We start from the raw sequence: 15,329 nt of genomic DNA, 5'->3' as shown, positions 1-15,329 counted from the left end.
GACAAAGAGACAAAGAGAATAACCTATGCCCCATCCCCAATTCCCCATTCCCCTATCTCATCTTTTAAGAGGAGGTTGGTTTTTTTTGGGTGCTACAGGCGCTTGAGGCGCTGTTGAGTTAGGAACCACCGGAGAAATACCAGGATTGATAGGACTGATGCCTTGGCCAGCTGGAGGCTGAGTGATGCTAGGAAAGGGTACAGAATTAGGTGCTAAGGGGAATTTTGGGGTAATATTCCCTTCGGGATTGATTCCTGGTAATGCACCAGTTCCAGGATTGATTGGGAAAGAAGGGACAGCAGGCTGGTTAGGCGAGTTTATGGATGGTTGAGATTGGCCAGGAATAATTCCCAAAGAAACGCGATCGCCCCCTACTTGTCGTAGCAAATCCAATGTCTCAATCACATCATTGTAAGTTGCTGTGCGCGAAGCATTCAGCACGACAACGGCATTGGGGTTTGCTTGCAGATACTGTTTTAAACTCTGTCTCAAATCTTCCTGTTTTACAGGCTGTTTTTCTATGTAAGTATTGCCCACAGCATCGATGGTCACAATCACACTTCCACTCTGTGACGTTATTCCAGAAACTGTACTGGGGCTGGCTTTAGGCAAATCAACATTTATTGCCTGTTGCCGTGTAAATTGTAAAGCCGCTAATAAAAAAAATGTCAGGATACAAAAAACGACATCAATTAAAGGGATGATTTGAATTTGGACTTCTTCAATTGGACTATGTAGATTAACTTTCATGTCTCACTCACAAACCTGGTTTGGGGGTTGAATTATTGACTATTAATTAGGTGTATTCGGAGGTTCAGGAGGTTCAGAAACTCTAGTCTTTCCTGGCTTGCGGGGTGGAGTGAAATTTTCTCGCACAATTGCTGATGTCCTATTGCTAAAGTCAGGAGGAGACTGGCGATAGAGCAATTCCATCTCATTCCCTGCCTTCCGAAAAACTTTGACTTGGTTGACTACAAAACTTTGAAATAGGCGGTAAAATACCAAACTAATAATGGCAACTATTAGCCCACTTGCCGTACTAATTAAGGATTCACCAATACCAGTAGTCACCCCAGCAGTAGATTCAGTTCCCAAATCGCCAATCCGAATTGAGCGAAGAGAGTGGATTAAACCCAAAACTGTTCCCAACAATCCTAGCAACGGCGCTAGAGCAATCACGGCTTCTAAAAGTTTTTCGCCTCGCCGCATCCCAGCTAATTCGTCTTCTGCTGTAGCCTCCAGTGCTAGTCGAAAAGTTTCTGCATCAGTTTTCGCGAAACGTAGAGGGGCGTAGAGAAAACGCCCGACAGGCTGATGGCTTGCTTGTTTTGCAATATCCGCAGCTACTTCCCAATTATCCTGGGCAGCATCCAGGATGCGATCGACTATTTGCTTTTCCTGAGTCAAAATTCGCAACCAGAACCACATACGCTCGAAAATCACACTCAAAGCCAGAATCGACAGAACGAGCATTGGCCACATCGCTGGCCCACCCTTGTAAAACAAATCTAAAATATCCACTGTTTAAGCTTCCTCCCTCCACGACTAAAGCAAATGTGCTAAGGCATTTTAATTCTAGAGATTAATGCAAAATGAGGGACTTCCAAAATATAAATTTCTCGAAAACCTAAAAAAACAGTGTAAGGATGACGTATTTGAATGATACTGTTGTACAAACTTGCTGCTGGGTAGGCAATTGAATCATAGACCGATAAATTTTGGCATACTTTTGCTAAACTTCCTTGTAATACCAATTTGAAAAAAGAATGCAATACATAGATAAAGACCTTACCCAACCCTCTCCAAGGCTTCGGGGAGGGTGCGTGTCAGTGAGGGTGGGGTGTTTGGCCGCAAACATTTTTTGAATTGATATAACCTGAAATTTCAACACAGGATATTTTCACGTAAAGGAGAACAAATTTTGGCAGCAGTCCGAGTCCGCCAGCATGTTAATCCACTTGGTAAAAAGTATCAAACACCAGCAAGTCCCCTTGACTGGGAAAAAATTTATGCAAAGCCAAATCAACCACTACATTTAGATATTGGCTGCGCTAAGGGACTGTTTTTGTTGAATATGTCTAAGATAGAACCCAACTGGAATTTTCTCGGCTTGGAAATTCGGGAACCGTTGGTGGTGGAAGCGAATAAGTTACGTTCTGAGTTAGGTTTAACAAACCTGCACTACTTATTTTGCAATGTGAATAATTCACTGCGCTCGCTTTTATCTTCCCTGCCTCTAGGAAGTTTACAACGCGTTACTATTCAATTTCCCGATCCTTGGTTTAAAACCCGCCACGCTAAACGTCGTGTAGTCCAACCAGAATTAGTGGCAGACTTAGCTAATTATCTCGCGGTTGGGGGGTTGGTATTTCTGCAATCAGATATGGAATTTGTGGCTGTGGAAATGCGCGATCGCTTTGCTGCTAATTCAGCTTTTCAGAAAGTTGGTATAGGAGAATGGCTAGCCGAAAATCCGCTACCAGTACCCACAGAACGGGAAATAGGCACGCAAAAAAAGGGTGAGCCTGTCTATCGAGCTTTGTTTGAAAGGGTGAGAAGTACAGAATAGAGATGTTTATAATATCAACTCTATTCCCCAATTTTGAATTTGAAGTTTTATTGAGCAGCCTTATAAATATTTATTAATATTACTTAAGTCTTGCTTGTTATATTTTTATTAAACATTGCCTAGAATTGGAAAGTTTTTTGGGACATAAATGTTTTATTAAGGGTCAAAATTTTGAATTGGTATTACTCAAAAAGTTAGATAGCGCAATCAAGCAGACAAAAATCAATACTTAGTTTCCTGTGTCTGTGCGTCGATAATTACACTCCAGTCATCGTTGTTCACAGCAGCTTCAAGTTGACGCTGACGTTCGGCTTCACTCGCATCTATTGTTTCTAACTCTTTAGAAAGAGTTGTATCAGCCATTGCTTTCCGCAGTTTTAGCTTTTTCTCCTCGTAGGCTTGAAGTTGGGCTTCTGACATTACCGCCTTAGTCGCTTCACCTACCGTACTAGACCACATTCCGCAATCATTTGCATTACCAGGTGGCGTACTTTCGAGTTCTGCTATCCACGCATCTCGCAAATCTTCCATTTCTTGACGTTTGGGAAACTTGAATGCTTGCACGCGGACAAAAGCACACTTTTGTTCGCCATTTTGGCGAAGATGGCCGTTTAGGGAAAGCAACACATTCCGAGAATAGCCAATGTACTGCGTGCGGCGTTCTGCATCTAATACTGCGTAAACTCCGGCAATTTTAGCGTTCTGAGCAGCCACACTCCAAGTCTCAAAGTCAATGATTTCAGTACCATTATTTGCCAGTTCAGGAGTTATACTCACCTCAATGGGGGCGTGTTCGTTGTCAGAACTATACAAAAAATCATGCAGTCCACGGTGGTTTATGGGGACATTTTGATGTTCAATTGGCGGATTGTGCTGAGTTTCCATTGCAGTTGATCTCCAAGTTATTAATTAGTGATGTTCTACGACGAGCTTCTCTACGAGAGGCTACGCCAATGCTTACACAAGCAAATAATGCCCTTAAAATATTGAAGCTTAAATCTACTCACATCTCCAAATTCTTTTTCTGACAAAGTGAAAATAACTATAAAACTTCCTATGAATCAATTGATACCTAAAAATTGGATCTTCATCAAACAGCGGCTTACCCCTTATTTATTTTTATTACCCGCCTTAGTCCTTTTAGGCTTAACTGTCTTTTGGCCTGCACTACAAGCGTTTTACCTCAGTTTTACCAGTTATGAAGACATTGCCCAGCCACCACAATGGATAGGTTTCGCCAACTTCCTCAAGCTTTGGAAGGATGTAGTTTTTTGGAAAACCTTGGAAAACACTTTTTTATATCTTGTGGGTGTAGTACCAATTTTAGTAATTGCTCCTTTAATACTGGCAATTTTGGTAAATCAGAAACTGCGGGGGATGAATTGGTTTAGAGCAGCTTACTACACTCCAGTGGTAATTTCAATGGTGGTTGCAGGAATCGCTTGGAAATGGCTGTATGCAGAAAACGGATTACTGAATCAGTTATTTAAAGCTTTAGGTCTTTTTCCAGAAGGTATTCCTTGGCTAACTAGCCCAGCAAAAATTTTTGGCATTGTACCAATTTCTCTTGCCAGCGTCATGGCTGTCACCGTGTGGAAGGGATTAGGCTACTACATGGTGATTTATTTAGCGGGGTTGCAATCAATTCCCGCTGATGTGTACGAAGCCGCAGCTATTGATGGCTCTGATGGTATCAGCAAACATTGGGATATTACCATACCTTTAATGAAGCCATATTTAGCCCTAGTGGCGGTAATTTCGGCTATTTCTGCGACCAAAGTCTTTGAAGAAGTCTACATTATGACTCAAGGAGGCCCACTCAGTAGCTCGAAGACGATTGTTTATTATTTATATGAGCAAGCCTTCAATAACCTGGAAATTAGCTATGCTTGCACAATTGGTCTAGTGCTATTTTTGATAATTTTAGGATTGTCAGTTTTGCGATTAGCTATTAATCAACAAGGTGATGATATCACAATTTAATAAATTTAGAAAAATCATCTTCCCTCATCTCCGATAATCTGAAAATATTCAAATATCGAGAGTGCATGAAAACAGACACGATTTTTTACACCTTATTTCAAACTATTCCAGGTGTGTTATTTGAACTTTTGGAACAATCGCAAGCTTTAGCATTACACTACCAATTTACCTCAGTAGAAATCAAAGAATTAGCACGTCGCATCGATGGCTTATTCTTACCAAAACCTGACTACCCAGAAGACACAATATATTTTGTTGAAGTACAGTTTCAGCGCGATGATGATATTTACTGGCGAATAATTACAGAAGCTTTCTTCTATATAAATCAATATAAACCTCAACGTCGCTGGCAAGCAGTATTACTTTTTGCTCAACGTAATCTCGATCCAGGTATACCATTCATTTATCAAACATCATTAGCTCCACAGCAAATTCGTATAATTTATTTAGACGAATTAGATAAAGTACCATCATCTTCGATTGGGCTAGGCATAATTAAGTTAGTAGTTGCAGCCGAAGATCGAGCCGTACAGCAAGCGAAAAACTTGATAAAACAAGTACAACAAACGGATGAAGCTAACCGGAGCAATCTTTTAGAATTAGTAGAGAGAATGCTTATATACAAATTTGTAAACAAAAGTCAGCAGGAGTTAGAAGCAATGTTTGGATTAACCGATTGGAGACAAACTAAATTTTACCAGGAAGTAAAGGAAGAAACAAAGCAGGAAGTAAAAGAAGAGGTTCGCAAAGAAACAAAGCTCGATACGATACCACGTCTGCTTAAGTTGGGTTTAAGTATAGAGCAAATTGCTGAAGCATTAGAATTGGATGTTAAACAAGTACAACAAGCTATTGATAAGCCAGGAGAAGAGGGAACAGGAAGTAATTCGTAATTGAAGAAATTTCTTTAAAACCGCTTTTGATATTCCACTACTGCACGACTGTCATCAGTTAAGTTAGTGGAGGCACGCACGCGAAATTCATTGTTTATCCGGTAATTAATACCCCATTGAAAGGGGTCGTTTGTTGTCAAAATTTTGATACTGGAAACGGATATTTTGGAAGAAATGTCAACCCCAGCCTCTGCTGCTAATTCTAAAGTTGAATTGCTTCTTCCTGCTTCGGGATTCTCAGATATAACGGTAGGAAATATCCGCAGTTCACTTAAGCCAAAGGTACTCCCAATCTGGTTAAAAGCTGACTGAAAATTGTTAAATACAGCCGAACCTGCAATATTAATCAGACCTAAAGTACTGTCTGCACGTCCTTGGGTGTCTACAAATCCACCTCCTAAAAGAGCAACAATTTCGGTTTGACTACGTGAGGGACTACTTGTTAATTCTAGATTTTCATTTAGTTTGCTAGCTAAACCGTTGATAGTAGCTTCGACTCGAACACTCTCTAACGCTGATAAACCTGTAGAATTTACCCGGCTGAAGTCATTACTTTGAGTTACATCTAGTACTTTGGCAAATAGCCGAATATCTAAGTTGGGGTCGCGGGGTTGAGAAGGACTAAAAGTTGCAGTGTGTTTATAGCCACGAGCAAGGTTAAATTGGGTAGTAAATAAATTTACCCCTCCTTTTTCTAACTGAATAGTGCCATCAGGTATCGGCTGATTGATTAAGCCGTTAACTATGAGATTACCGCTGGCGCGGAAGTTGAGAATAGGGTCACGGGTAATTTGGACGTTTTTACCTAGTTCCAAATCTAAATTATTAAATCTAGCGTTAGTATTTCCTGTCCCATTCCCAATTTCAGATTTGCTCTGCTTATTATCTTTTGTAGGTGATACGCCAATACTACCGTTTGCAGATGTCGCAGTGTCGGTAGATTCTGCCAGCAATACTTTACCATCAAATAAATTTACTCTACCGCCAATTATGGGATTAAGGGCAGAACCAGTAATCTGCAAATTGCCACTAGCGCCTCCCTGATAAAGTCCCTTGAGATTCAATGCAAGCTGATCGAGATTAACAGTCAGGGGATTTTTGATAGTTACGTTCTCATTGTTGAAGATGGGAATTTCTCCAGCAGCTTCTACCGTCCCACGGCTAAATCTACCTTGAAGATTTTCTACTAAGATGCTGTCGAAATTAAACAGCACTCTACCTGTGACACCTCTCAGCTTACGTGGCAAAGCCTGGGCTGAAAAAGTAGCATTATTGACAGTAGCAATTCCATTTACTTCGGGTTTTTTCAGTGTTCCTCGCACTTTGAGGTCTACTTCTCCTTCACCTTTCTCAAATACCACTTGATTAGTCAATGCGTTTAATAGCCCCAATCCCTCGTTTTCCAACTTCATATCCAAACTGATTTGATCGCTGTCTGGTGCGACGGAAGCAAAAGGTAATTTATAAGGGATGCTGCCAGTAATATCAACAGGTTTTGGGCCAGCAACGGCTACAGTACTACCAAAGTTTAAACGTCCGTTGGCATAGCTGAAACTTGCTGTTGCTGACTCTATTTTGCTTTGATTTAGTATTCCTTCTGTGATTTGCAATTCTCCTCTAGCTTGAGGATTAGCAATACTGCCGGCTAAAGCTGCTGTACCGTTAAGATTACCTGTGATTCCAACTGGTAGTTTGACAACATTATTCAATAGTTGTACTGGAAAATTATTCACCCGCAGCTGACCAGATTGTTCATCACCACCAACGTTACCCGTAAAGGCAATCAGCCTGTTTTGAGATTCAATTCGTAATGGTCGCAAACTTAAAACACCGTTCTCAAAGTTGCCTTCGGCAATCACTTTTTCGGCAGTATAAAAACGATTTCGTTCTTCCTTTTTACCCCAAGCAAAGTCTTGCCCATTTAAATTAAAATCCACTGATAACCCATTGGCTGTAGCTGTATTTACAGCCACTTCTCCATTGAAAGTCCCCTTTAAGTCTGCCAAATCTGGTATTGGTGTTGAATTAAGTCGCTGTTCTTCCTGTTCTGCCACCAAAGCTTCAATTTCAGAAAACCGTTGGATTTGGGTTAATAAGGGTTCATTTGGCGTTCCTTGGGGGTTGGTAGTCAGATCCGCTGCGGTGCCGTAGATTTCTGCTGAACCACCTGGCAAATTTTGTAAATCAAATACCTTTGCTACAGCTAGAACATCTTGGATCTCACCCTGCTTGACGTTCAGTTTACCTTGTAATTTAGGCCCTTTAGGGCTTTGAGCCACAGTACCAACAAGGGCGTAGCTACTTTTTCCTTTGACAAATTCGCTATTAGTGAGTGTAGCTTTACCGTCACCGTAGCGGAATTGAGCAGCTAAACGATCGCCTTTAACCCGGCCAATTTGCGGATTTGCGATCGCTAAATTTCCCGTTGTTGCCAATGTCTGCTGATTAAACAGCACATCCCCAGTTAACAACCCAGCTATCTTACCAGCACCCAATCGAGTAATTGGTGGCGGAGTCAAATTCAATATTTGTAAGGGGAAATTGGCAACTTTCAGCGCCCAATCATTCCCTTGAACATTACCTGTGGCTGATGCTTGCTGCCATTTGACTAAGAAAGATTTCGGGCGATTATTGGCATCTAAATTGAAGGATAAGCGATCGCTATTACCTGCCAAGTTTAAACTCAAACCGCGTCCCTGTTCTGAATCGATGTTTCCAGTTAACAACGGCTCAAAAGCAATATCTTGAACAACCAAGTCTCGTAAGTTGATTTGCCCTACTACATTTGGTAAGGGCAGCTTACCAGTGATTTGACCATTAAAATCTACTCTCCCCGCCACAGCAACTTGATTGGGAAGATTAATTGGTAACTGTTTTAAGTTGTAATTCTGGGCTTGGACGTTGAGATTTAGGGCAGTAATTTCCGGTATACCTGCTTGTTTTGCATTGGCTAATATGTTACCAGTAACACTTAAACCGGGAGCAGTTGCTCGCTCAATAGTCAGCCTTTCACCACTCCAAGCGATCGCAGCACTCAAGGGTTGCTCTAAACCAGGGATACCTTGGGATAATTGCACCTGTCCAGCAGCACGCACATCAGCTAATTTGGACGATCCTAGCGTACCGGCTAATTGCAACTGACCGCCAAACTGTCCCCGCAATTGCTGATTTAACCGATTTAATTCCACACCAGCAGCATCAACTACAGCTTGATAGCGACCATTAGCTACTTGGATATTAGAGGCTGTAATATTTCCACCTGCAACATCTAGCCGTCCCTGACCGCTGGCTTGGATAGTTTGCGGTTGGAACGATTCAACAGAACCCGCCACGCTTGCTTGACCAGTTAACGTCCCTCGAAACTGTAGTGGTACTGCTGCTAACTGCTGTAACGGTACATTAGTTGCCTGAACTTGCGCCTGGTATACACCATTACCCACTTGGATATTAGAGGCTGTAATAGTTCCACCCCCAACATCCAGCCGTCCCTGACCACTGGCTTGGATAGTTTGCGGTTGGAAGGATTCAACAGAACCCGCCACATTTACTTGACCAGTTAACGTCCCTCGAAACTGCGGTGGTACTGCTGCCAACTGCCGCACAGGTACATTAGTAGCCTGAACTTGCGCCTGGTATACACCATTACCCACTTGGATATTAGAGGCTGTAATAGTTCCACCCGCAACATTTATCCGCGCTTGACCGTTAGCTTGAATAGTTTGTGGTTTAAAAGAATCAACAGAACCCGCTACATCGAACTTACCAGTTAACGCCCCTTGAAACTGCTTTGGTACTTTTCCCAACTTCTGCACAGGCACATTCTTAGCCTGAACTTGTGCCTGATAGACACCATTCGCCACTTGGATATTAGAGGCTGTAACCGTACCTCTGCCAATAGCAAGGCGACCCTCGCCACTGCCACGGAAGGTTTTTAGGCTGAAATCATCTCTGCTACCTGCGATTTGGAATGTTCCCGCCAAAGGATTATCTAAAGCCGGGGGAGACTGTTTCAATATTTGTCCCAACCGCACACCATTAGCTACCAGTTGAGCCGAGAAACTTTGGTCTTGCAGTTGGATATTAGAAACTGCAACTGTGCCGCCACCAATTTGAACTCCTGCACCATCACTGCGAATTGTGGCAATTTCAAATGGTGCTGTGCTGCCTGAGAGGAGGAGACGACCATTGAACTGTGCTCCCGCCAAAGAGACATTTTGCAGTTGACTCTTGTCTACAAAGGGTTCTAACTTCACCCCAGAGGAAACAGCCACAGCTTGCCAACGCTCATTGGCATAACTACCAGTCGCCCGAACTGTCCCACCACTCACATTCAGAGCCACATTGCGGAAAGATACGTTGCGATTTGGAGCGATCGCAACTTCACCAGTTCCGGGGTAAGTTCCATTGGGAGCTTGAAACTGTACCACAGTTTGGACATTGGTAGGAGCGCCAGTTAGTTGAGCTGTACCAGAGACATTGCCGATTTGAAAGGTCGGTGTTGTTTCGTAGACTTTGGCGATCGCATCCCCTGGAACATTTTTGGCAGCGAAATTTAAATCCAGTCGCGGACTTTTACCAAGTCTAATTGTACCAGCGCCCGTAATCTCACCACCAACTTTGGCTTTACCTTGAATATCTTTTAAGGTAATTAAAGAGGAACTAGTAGCAAGCTCAAACTTACTACTGATGCTATTAAAATCAACTTTATCAATTCTGGCAGTTTTAATCGTCGCAACTGAGCCGGAGAGAATTGGCTCTTTAGTTGCTCCAGTAATCTGTAAAGAAGCTTGTACTTGTCCAGCGATCGGTACAGGTAATTTTACCTTAAGAGTCTCTTGGGCATTCGCCAAACTTACCGCATTGACACGCGCTGCTAACTTCAAGCCTGCTTTAGAATCGATGATTCCCGTAGCCACTAAAGGAATTTTGCCGTAGTTGCTAGTAACATTATTTAACTGCAACTCCGTTCCTTGGAAGTGCAGGTTTCCTTGGCTATTGCTCAATAATTGCGGAACTTTGGGTATTTGCAGCGTTACCCCTTGCACAGTAGCGTTGCCAAACAATAAAGTTTGCTGTCCTGGTGTCAACCGAACTAACAAATCGCCATTGGCTCGACCCGCCTGTAAGTTCACTGGTAACTTAATCAACCGAGTAATATTCTCAGCCAGAAAATCTTGTGCTTGCACCTGGAAAGTCCCTGCTAGCACCTTAGAACGTGTCTCTCCCTGAATGGAAATATTGCCACCACTGTCTGCTTGACCCCCAACTTCAAACCGTATCAACTGATTATTTGCTAAAAGTTGAGCAGATCCATTGAGTTGAGAAAATAGCACCGGCAATTGCTGAGTGTTGTTAGCGGTAGCAGAGCGTTGAGCCGTTACTGAATTAGAATTTGGGTATTCTCCCTTGCCCCCCTGCTTCTCTGCCCCCCTGCCCCTCTGCCCCTCTGCCCCTCGGTCACTGAGCGTAGCCGAAGTGCTGCCCCCCTGCCCCTCTACCTCCTCATCTCCCTCTCTCTCATCCGGCATCAAGGCCAGCTTGGCATTACGAAACCGCAGGTAGTCCAAATCGGTTTTAATTGCACTGCTTCCACCTGATGACACGATGGTAGTGGAAACCCAACGCCCTTGGTCATCCTGGTCAATGTAAATATCTGGGTTGACTAAGGTTACATCTAGCTTTAGATGGCGATTAAAAATTAGTTGTAACAGATCGAAACCCACCTCTACAGATTCGACTGTGGCCCGATCTGCATCTGTAGGTGTGGCTGGGATAGCTGAAGCACCAAACTGTACTCCCGTCAACGAAAATTGTGTGACTCTTCCTAGTTTTACCGGACGGTTGAGTGTAGTAGTTAGACTTTGTTGTGCCAACGGTGTTAACTCTGTTTGGACAAAAGTCCACAACCGCCAAATACCAACGATAACTCCTAACAGCAAAAGTCCACTCAAGGCAATGCTACCCCGGCTCAACACCAGCAACCACATACGTTTGCGGATAGGGGAGGGGGAATGAATATCTTGATTGGTAGATTTAGTCATTTGCTTTCACTGTATTAATTGCCGGATGTCGCTGGCACACACAAGCATTAACTGGCACATTGGTTCAGTATGCCATTTCCAGGATACGCCAACTAAACCCAAGACCCCATTGGTTGAGTTACGGTATTTTGTCGATCCAATACTTATGCTTAATAATATTGGCGTTTTCAGGAAAATCTGAATAGAGTGAAAATTATTCCTGTGACTTTCTTTGAGGCACAATCTCGAACTTTAATATGAATAAACCTTAAAAAGGACAGATGATTACACCAATGCGTGTTTTTGTGTTAATTTTTAATGCTCGAACGGAAAATGAGGGGATTCACACGATTCGGGAAGGCGATGCCTACGGCGGCAAGCTACGCAATAAAATTCTGATGTTCGAGTCAGAAGACGATGCGACACGCTTTGCCCTGATGTTAGAAGCTCAGGATTTCCCCGCACCCACACCGGAGCCGATGGATGCTGAAGAAATCAAGGAATTTTGCGAAAGTGCTGGATATGAATGGGAAATCATCCCAGAAAACAGCAATTTAGTTGTAACTCCCCCAGAACTTAACGTCGAAAAAACTGACTGGCAAGAAGATGCCCAGAAGGAGGATACTGTTGAAGACACCTTCCCTCTCAATCAACAGCCGCTAGAAGAACCAGAATTGTCTGATTCTGAACTAGAGAAGATGCGTCGCAAATTGGAAGGGTTGTTGTAATTAGTCATTAGTCATTAGTCATTGGTCATTAGCCATTGGCCATTAGCCATTGGCCATTGGTCGGTAACTGACTAATGACAACGGACAACATATAGATGCCCAAAGAAAGGGCGGCGTAGGGTAGAACAAAGGACAAATGACAAATGACAAATTTGCAAGAACGCGGGCATCTTTTAACTGAGCTGGTAAATCCTAATAGTCTGAACTTAGACCAGCTTAGTTCCCTGGAATTGGTGGAGTTGTTTAATGACGAAGACCAAAAGGCCGTCGCAGCAGTTGCAGCGGCGAAAATTCAGTTGGCAGAGGCAATTGAGCGCACCGCAGAGCGTTTGCGCCACGGAGGGCGCCTATTTTATATCGGTGCGGGTACAAGTGGCAGATTAGGGGTGTTAGATGCTGCGGAGTGTCCACCTACTTTTTGTACACCCCCAGAGTTGGTACAGGGGATTATTGCTGGTGGTGCTGGCGCACTAGTACGTAGTTCTGAAGATTTAGAAGACAGCATTGAAGATGGTGAGGCGGCGATCGCCCAACGACAAATTACCCAATTAGATGTCGTAGTTGGCATTACCGCTGGTGGCACAACGCCTTATGTCCACGGTGCGCTTCATGCTGCTCGTCAGCGAGGAGCTACAACTATTTTTATCGCCTGCGTTCCTGCTGAACAAGTTAGCTTTGATGCCGATATTGACATTCGCCTATTGACAGGCCCAGAAATAATCGCCGGTTCAACTCGCCTGAAAGCTGGTACAGCCACTAAATTAGCTTTAAATATTCTTTCTAGCGGTGTGATGGTCAAGCTAGGCAAAGTTTATGGCAATCGCATGGTGGATGTAGCAGTAACAAATCAAAAATTACGCGATCGCGCTTTGCGAATTTTGCAAGACCTCACAGGTTTAAGTCGGGAAACTGCTGGTTTTTTACTAGAACGTAGTGGTAAATGGGTTAAGCTGGCGCTATTGATGCACTGGACTGGTTTGGAAAAAGACGAAGGCGATCGTTTACTTTCAGAACACCAAAGTAATCTCAGGGCAGCTGTTGTCAGCTATCAAAACGATAAGCAACCTTGAATAAATTTTCTAAATAAATACTTTATAATCTGGCTGTTACTTGTTTTAGTAGCACGCCTTTTTTTTAAATAATATTCCTTATAAAAGCTGCTATTAATTACCATAATTAAGAATAGTAAACTTAAATAAATATTTTTAACCTGATATTGTCAATGTGAATAACTGAAGCAAGTCTATTTGGAGACCGCTAATCTTTTTTAAACAAAAATTCAGAACTTATACGGATATGATTCAGTATGAAAATTATTAAAATGATATATGAATACACTATGATATCGACTATGGCAACCTACTTTAGTCATAAATATTAGCAGAAAAGTAAACTCTGCCAATAAAGACTTTATGCTAGATAAATTCTTTACTAGCAATAGTTTTGCTATCTTAACATCTGCCTTGCTTTTAATAATCTTGATTTAGACTGCTATATACCAAATCCATTTGCACTGATTCACATATTTTTCAATCGCTATATAGCTAGAACACTGTGACAAAAGTCTTGCCTACCTTTAACAAGTGACTTCAGAAATTTGTCTTGTTAATTGAGATAGTAGGTGAATTGACACCTTGCTCTACTAGTATCGGTTTTTAATAGCTAGCTTTTTAATAAAAGGAACAAACTATGCTTCATCAAGAACTTATTTCAAATAATCTAGTAAATGAATTTAAAACTTGTACTCAGTTGCAATACAATGGCAAATTAAATATTAAGAGTTCAAAGGGCAGCCAATGGACTTTTTACTATCGACTGGGACGGATAGTTTGGGCAACAGGAGGAACTCATCCATTCCGACGTTGGCGTAGACATATAGCCCAGAATTGTCCCCAGATTGATGTTGATAAGTTGCAGTTACGTGGGCAAGACCTATCAATTGATTACTGGGACTATAAACTCATAGAAGTATTTTATAAAAAACAGAAAATTCAGAGAGAACAGATTCAATCTATTGCGGAAAATACAATAGCAGAACTATTATTTGACCTAGCTTTGCAAGGAAACTTTGCTTCTCTAAGTTGCAATCGCAACCAAGAAGTTATCTTAGAAACGCCAATGAGCTTCACGAGTGCAGAAATGTCTGTAAAGCACATGCAAGACTCATGGAAAATTTGGTCAGAAGCAGGTTTAGCAAATTTTTCTCCTGACTTAGCACCAATTCTACGGCGACCAGAACAACTTGAGCAGATGGTAAGTCCATCTGTCTACAAAAACTTTGTAAATTTAATCAATGGCAAATTCACTCTGCGAGATTTAGCCATGAAAATGAAGCAGAGTGTACTACCACTCACCCGTTCGTTGCTTCCTTATATCCTTAAAGGAATCATTGAATTGGTAGAAGTACCTGACTTGCCTTTAGGAATTACTGAAGTCAACAATAACTCTACCACCACACAAGCCAAGAAGCGGATTGCTCCACTAGTGGCTTGCGTCGATGATAGCCCTCAAGTATGTAAAATGGTAGAGGATATTGTCACTTCCAATGGATTTAGGTTTGTCAAAATTCAAGATGCTGTACAAGCTCTACCAACTCTGATTCAGGATAAACCAGACCTGATTTTTTTGGATTTGATTATGCCAGTTGCTAGTGGTTACGAAATTTGTACTCAGTTACGAAGAATATCTACATTTTCCAACACACCAATAATTATATTAACAGGCAGTGATGGTCTTTTAGATAGAGTTCGTGCCAAAGTAGTTGGTTCTACAGATTTTCTCACTAAACCTGTAATGTCTGATAAGGTAATGAGTATAATACGTAAATATTTACCTACACAGAGCATATGCAATGAAAAGAGTAAATCTAATTTAGAGGTTTGTAATTAGGAAAAGTTAGAGGCAATTTTTGGTTCTAAATTAGTCCTCAAATTTGGTAGACTTTTCCACCTCAGTAAAAATTAAATTATTGAGGTTAAACAACTTTAAATTAACTTTATTATTCAAATCATGTATTTGCGATTTTAGATATATTTTCACCTTGAAATTATTTTGCTATCAGTCATTTTTACATTTGAAATCTTCAATCCAAAATGTAAAATATAATATTAGTTTATCAAACTATTTTACATTCAAA

Annotated in this window: 10 protein-coding genes; 6 read left to right on the top strand and 4 right to left on the bottom strand. The window is 41.8% G+C overall.

The window, feature by feature from the left end; translation table 11 throughout:
* Nucleotides 1–57: 57 nt before the first annotated feature.
* Nucleotides 58–750: an ExbD/TolR family protein gene (locus tag V7K84_RS24985; protein WP_334842011.1), complete on the bottom strand. Its 693-nt coding sequence runs from the start codon at nt 748–750 to the stop codon at nt 58–60.
* 42 nt (nt 751–792) lie between these two features.
* Nucleotides 793–1,521, bottom strand: a complete 729-nt coding sequence (locus tag V7K84_RS24980) for a MotA/TolQ/ExbB proton channel family protein (protein WP_334842009.1) — start codon at nt 1,519–1,521, stop codon at nt 793–795.
* 400 nt (nt 1,522–1,921) lie between these two features.
* On the opposite strand from V7K84_RS24980, the gene trmB reads away from it, so the two are divergent.
* The gene (gene trmB, locus V7K84_RS24975; protein WP_334842007.1) at nt 1,922–2,569 is read left to right on the top strand and encodes a tRNA (guanosine(46)-N7)-methyltransferase TrmB; all 648 of its coding nucleotides are present in this window, start codon (nt 1,922–1,924) and stop codon (nt 2,567–2,569) included.
* A gap of 222 nt (nt 2,570–2,791) precedes the next feature.
* Here the strand turns inward: trmB and V7K84_RS24970 are convergent, their stop codons facing one another.
* A complete protein-coding gene (locus V7K84_RS24970; RefSeq protein ID WP_334842006.1) occupies nt 2,792–3,454 on the bottom strand; it encodes a GIY-YIG nuclease family protein in 663 nt (220 codons plus the stop codon).
* A 171-nt stretch (nt 3,455–3,625) separates the two neighbouring features.
* On the opposite strand from V7K84_RS24970, the gene V7K84_RS24965 reads away from it, so the two are divergent.
* Nucleotides 3,626–4,552, top strand: coding sequence for a carbohydrate ABC transporter permease (locus V7K84_RS24965; protein ID WP_334842004.1), 927 nt, complete (start codon nt 3,626–3,628; stop codon nt 4,550–4,552).
* 65 nt (nt 4,553–4,617) lie between these two features.
* Nucleotides 4,618–5,445 (top strand): Rpn family recombination-promoting nuclease/putative transposase, encoded by an 828-nt coding sequence (locus V7K84_RS24960; RefSeq protein WP_334842002.1) that lies wholly within the window; start codon nt 4,618–4,620, stop codon nt 5,443–5,445.
* A gap of 14 nt (nt 5,446–5,459) precedes the next feature.
* On the opposite strand, the gene V7K84_RS24955 is transcribed toward V7K84_RS24960, so the two are convergent.
* A complete protein-coding gene (locus V7K84_RS24955; RefSeq protein WP_334842000.1) occupies nt 5,460–11,486 on the bottom strand; it encodes a translocation/assembly module TamB domain-containing protein in 6,027 nt (2,008 codons plus the stop codon).
* A 260-nt stretch (nt 11,487–11,746) separates the two neighbouring features.
* Between V7K84_RS24955 and V7K84_RS24950 the strand changes: the two genes are divergently transcribed.
* From V7K84_RS24950 to V7K84_RS24940, 3 genes are all read left to right on the top strand, one after another.
* Nucleotides 11,747–12,193 (top strand): DUF3110 domain-containing protein, encoded by a 447-nt coding sequence (locus V7K84_RS24950; RefSeq protein WP_334841998.1) that lies wholly within the window; start codon nt 11,747–11,749, stop codon nt 12,191–12,193.
* 143 nt (nt 12,194–12,336) lie between these two features.
* Nucleotides 12,337–13,263 carry an N-acetylmuramic acid 6-phosphate etherase gene (gene murQ, locus V7K84_RS24945; protein ID WP_334841997.1) on the top strand — a complete coding sequence of 309 codons (927 nt, stop codon included), beginning with the start codon at nt 12,337–12,339 and terminating at the stop codon, nt 13,261–13,263.
* Between the two features lie 619 nt (nt 13,264–13,882).
* The gene (locus V7K84_RS24940; protein ID WP_334841995.1) at nt 13,883–15,082 is read left to right on the top strand and encodes a response regulator; all 1,200 of its coding nucleotides are present in this window, start codon (nt 13,883–13,885) and stop codon (nt 15,080–15,082) included.
* Nucleotides 15,083–15,329 lie beyond the last annotated feature (247 nt).

The sequence above is a fragment of the Nostoc sp. genome, assembly GCF_036917315.1.
Taxonomy (GTDB): domain Bacteria; phylum Cyanobacteriota; class Cyanobacteriia; order Cyanobacteriales; family Nostocaceae; genus Nostoc.
This window is presented reverse-complemented; position numbering and strand designations above follow the sequence as displayed.

Coding starts and splice junctions, on each gene's coding strand:
- murQ (WP_334841997.1), top strand. CDS start 12,337: ATGACAAATTTGCAAGAACGCGGGCATCTTTTAACTGAGCTGGTAAAT.
- V7K84_RS24970 (WP_334842006.1), bottom strand. CDS start 3,454: ATGGAAACTCAGCACAATCCGCCAATTGAACATCAAAATGTCCCCATA.
- V7K84_RS24965 (WP_334842004.1), top strand. CDS start 3,626: ATGAATCAATTGATACCTAAAAATTGGATCTTCATCAAACAGCGGCTT.
- V7K84_RS24955 (WP_334842000.1), bottom strand. CDS start 11,486: ATGACTAAATCTACCAATCAAGATATTCATTCCCCCTCCCCTATCCGC.
- V7K84_RS24950 (WP_334841998.1), top strand. CDS start 11,747: ATGATTACACCAATGCGTGTTTTTGTGTTAATTTTTAATGCTCGAACG.
- V7K84_RS24940 (WP_334841995.1), top strand. CDS start 13,883: ATGCTTCATCAAGAACTTATTTCAAATAATCTAGTAAATGAATTTAAA.
- V7K84_RS24960 (WP_334842002.1), top strand. CDS start 4,618: ATGAAAACAGACACGATTTTTTACACCTTATTTCAAACTATTCCAGGT.
- V7K84_RS24985 (WP_334842011.1), bottom strand. CDS start 750: ATGAAAGTTAATCTACATAGTCCAATTGAAGAAGTCCAAATTCAAATC.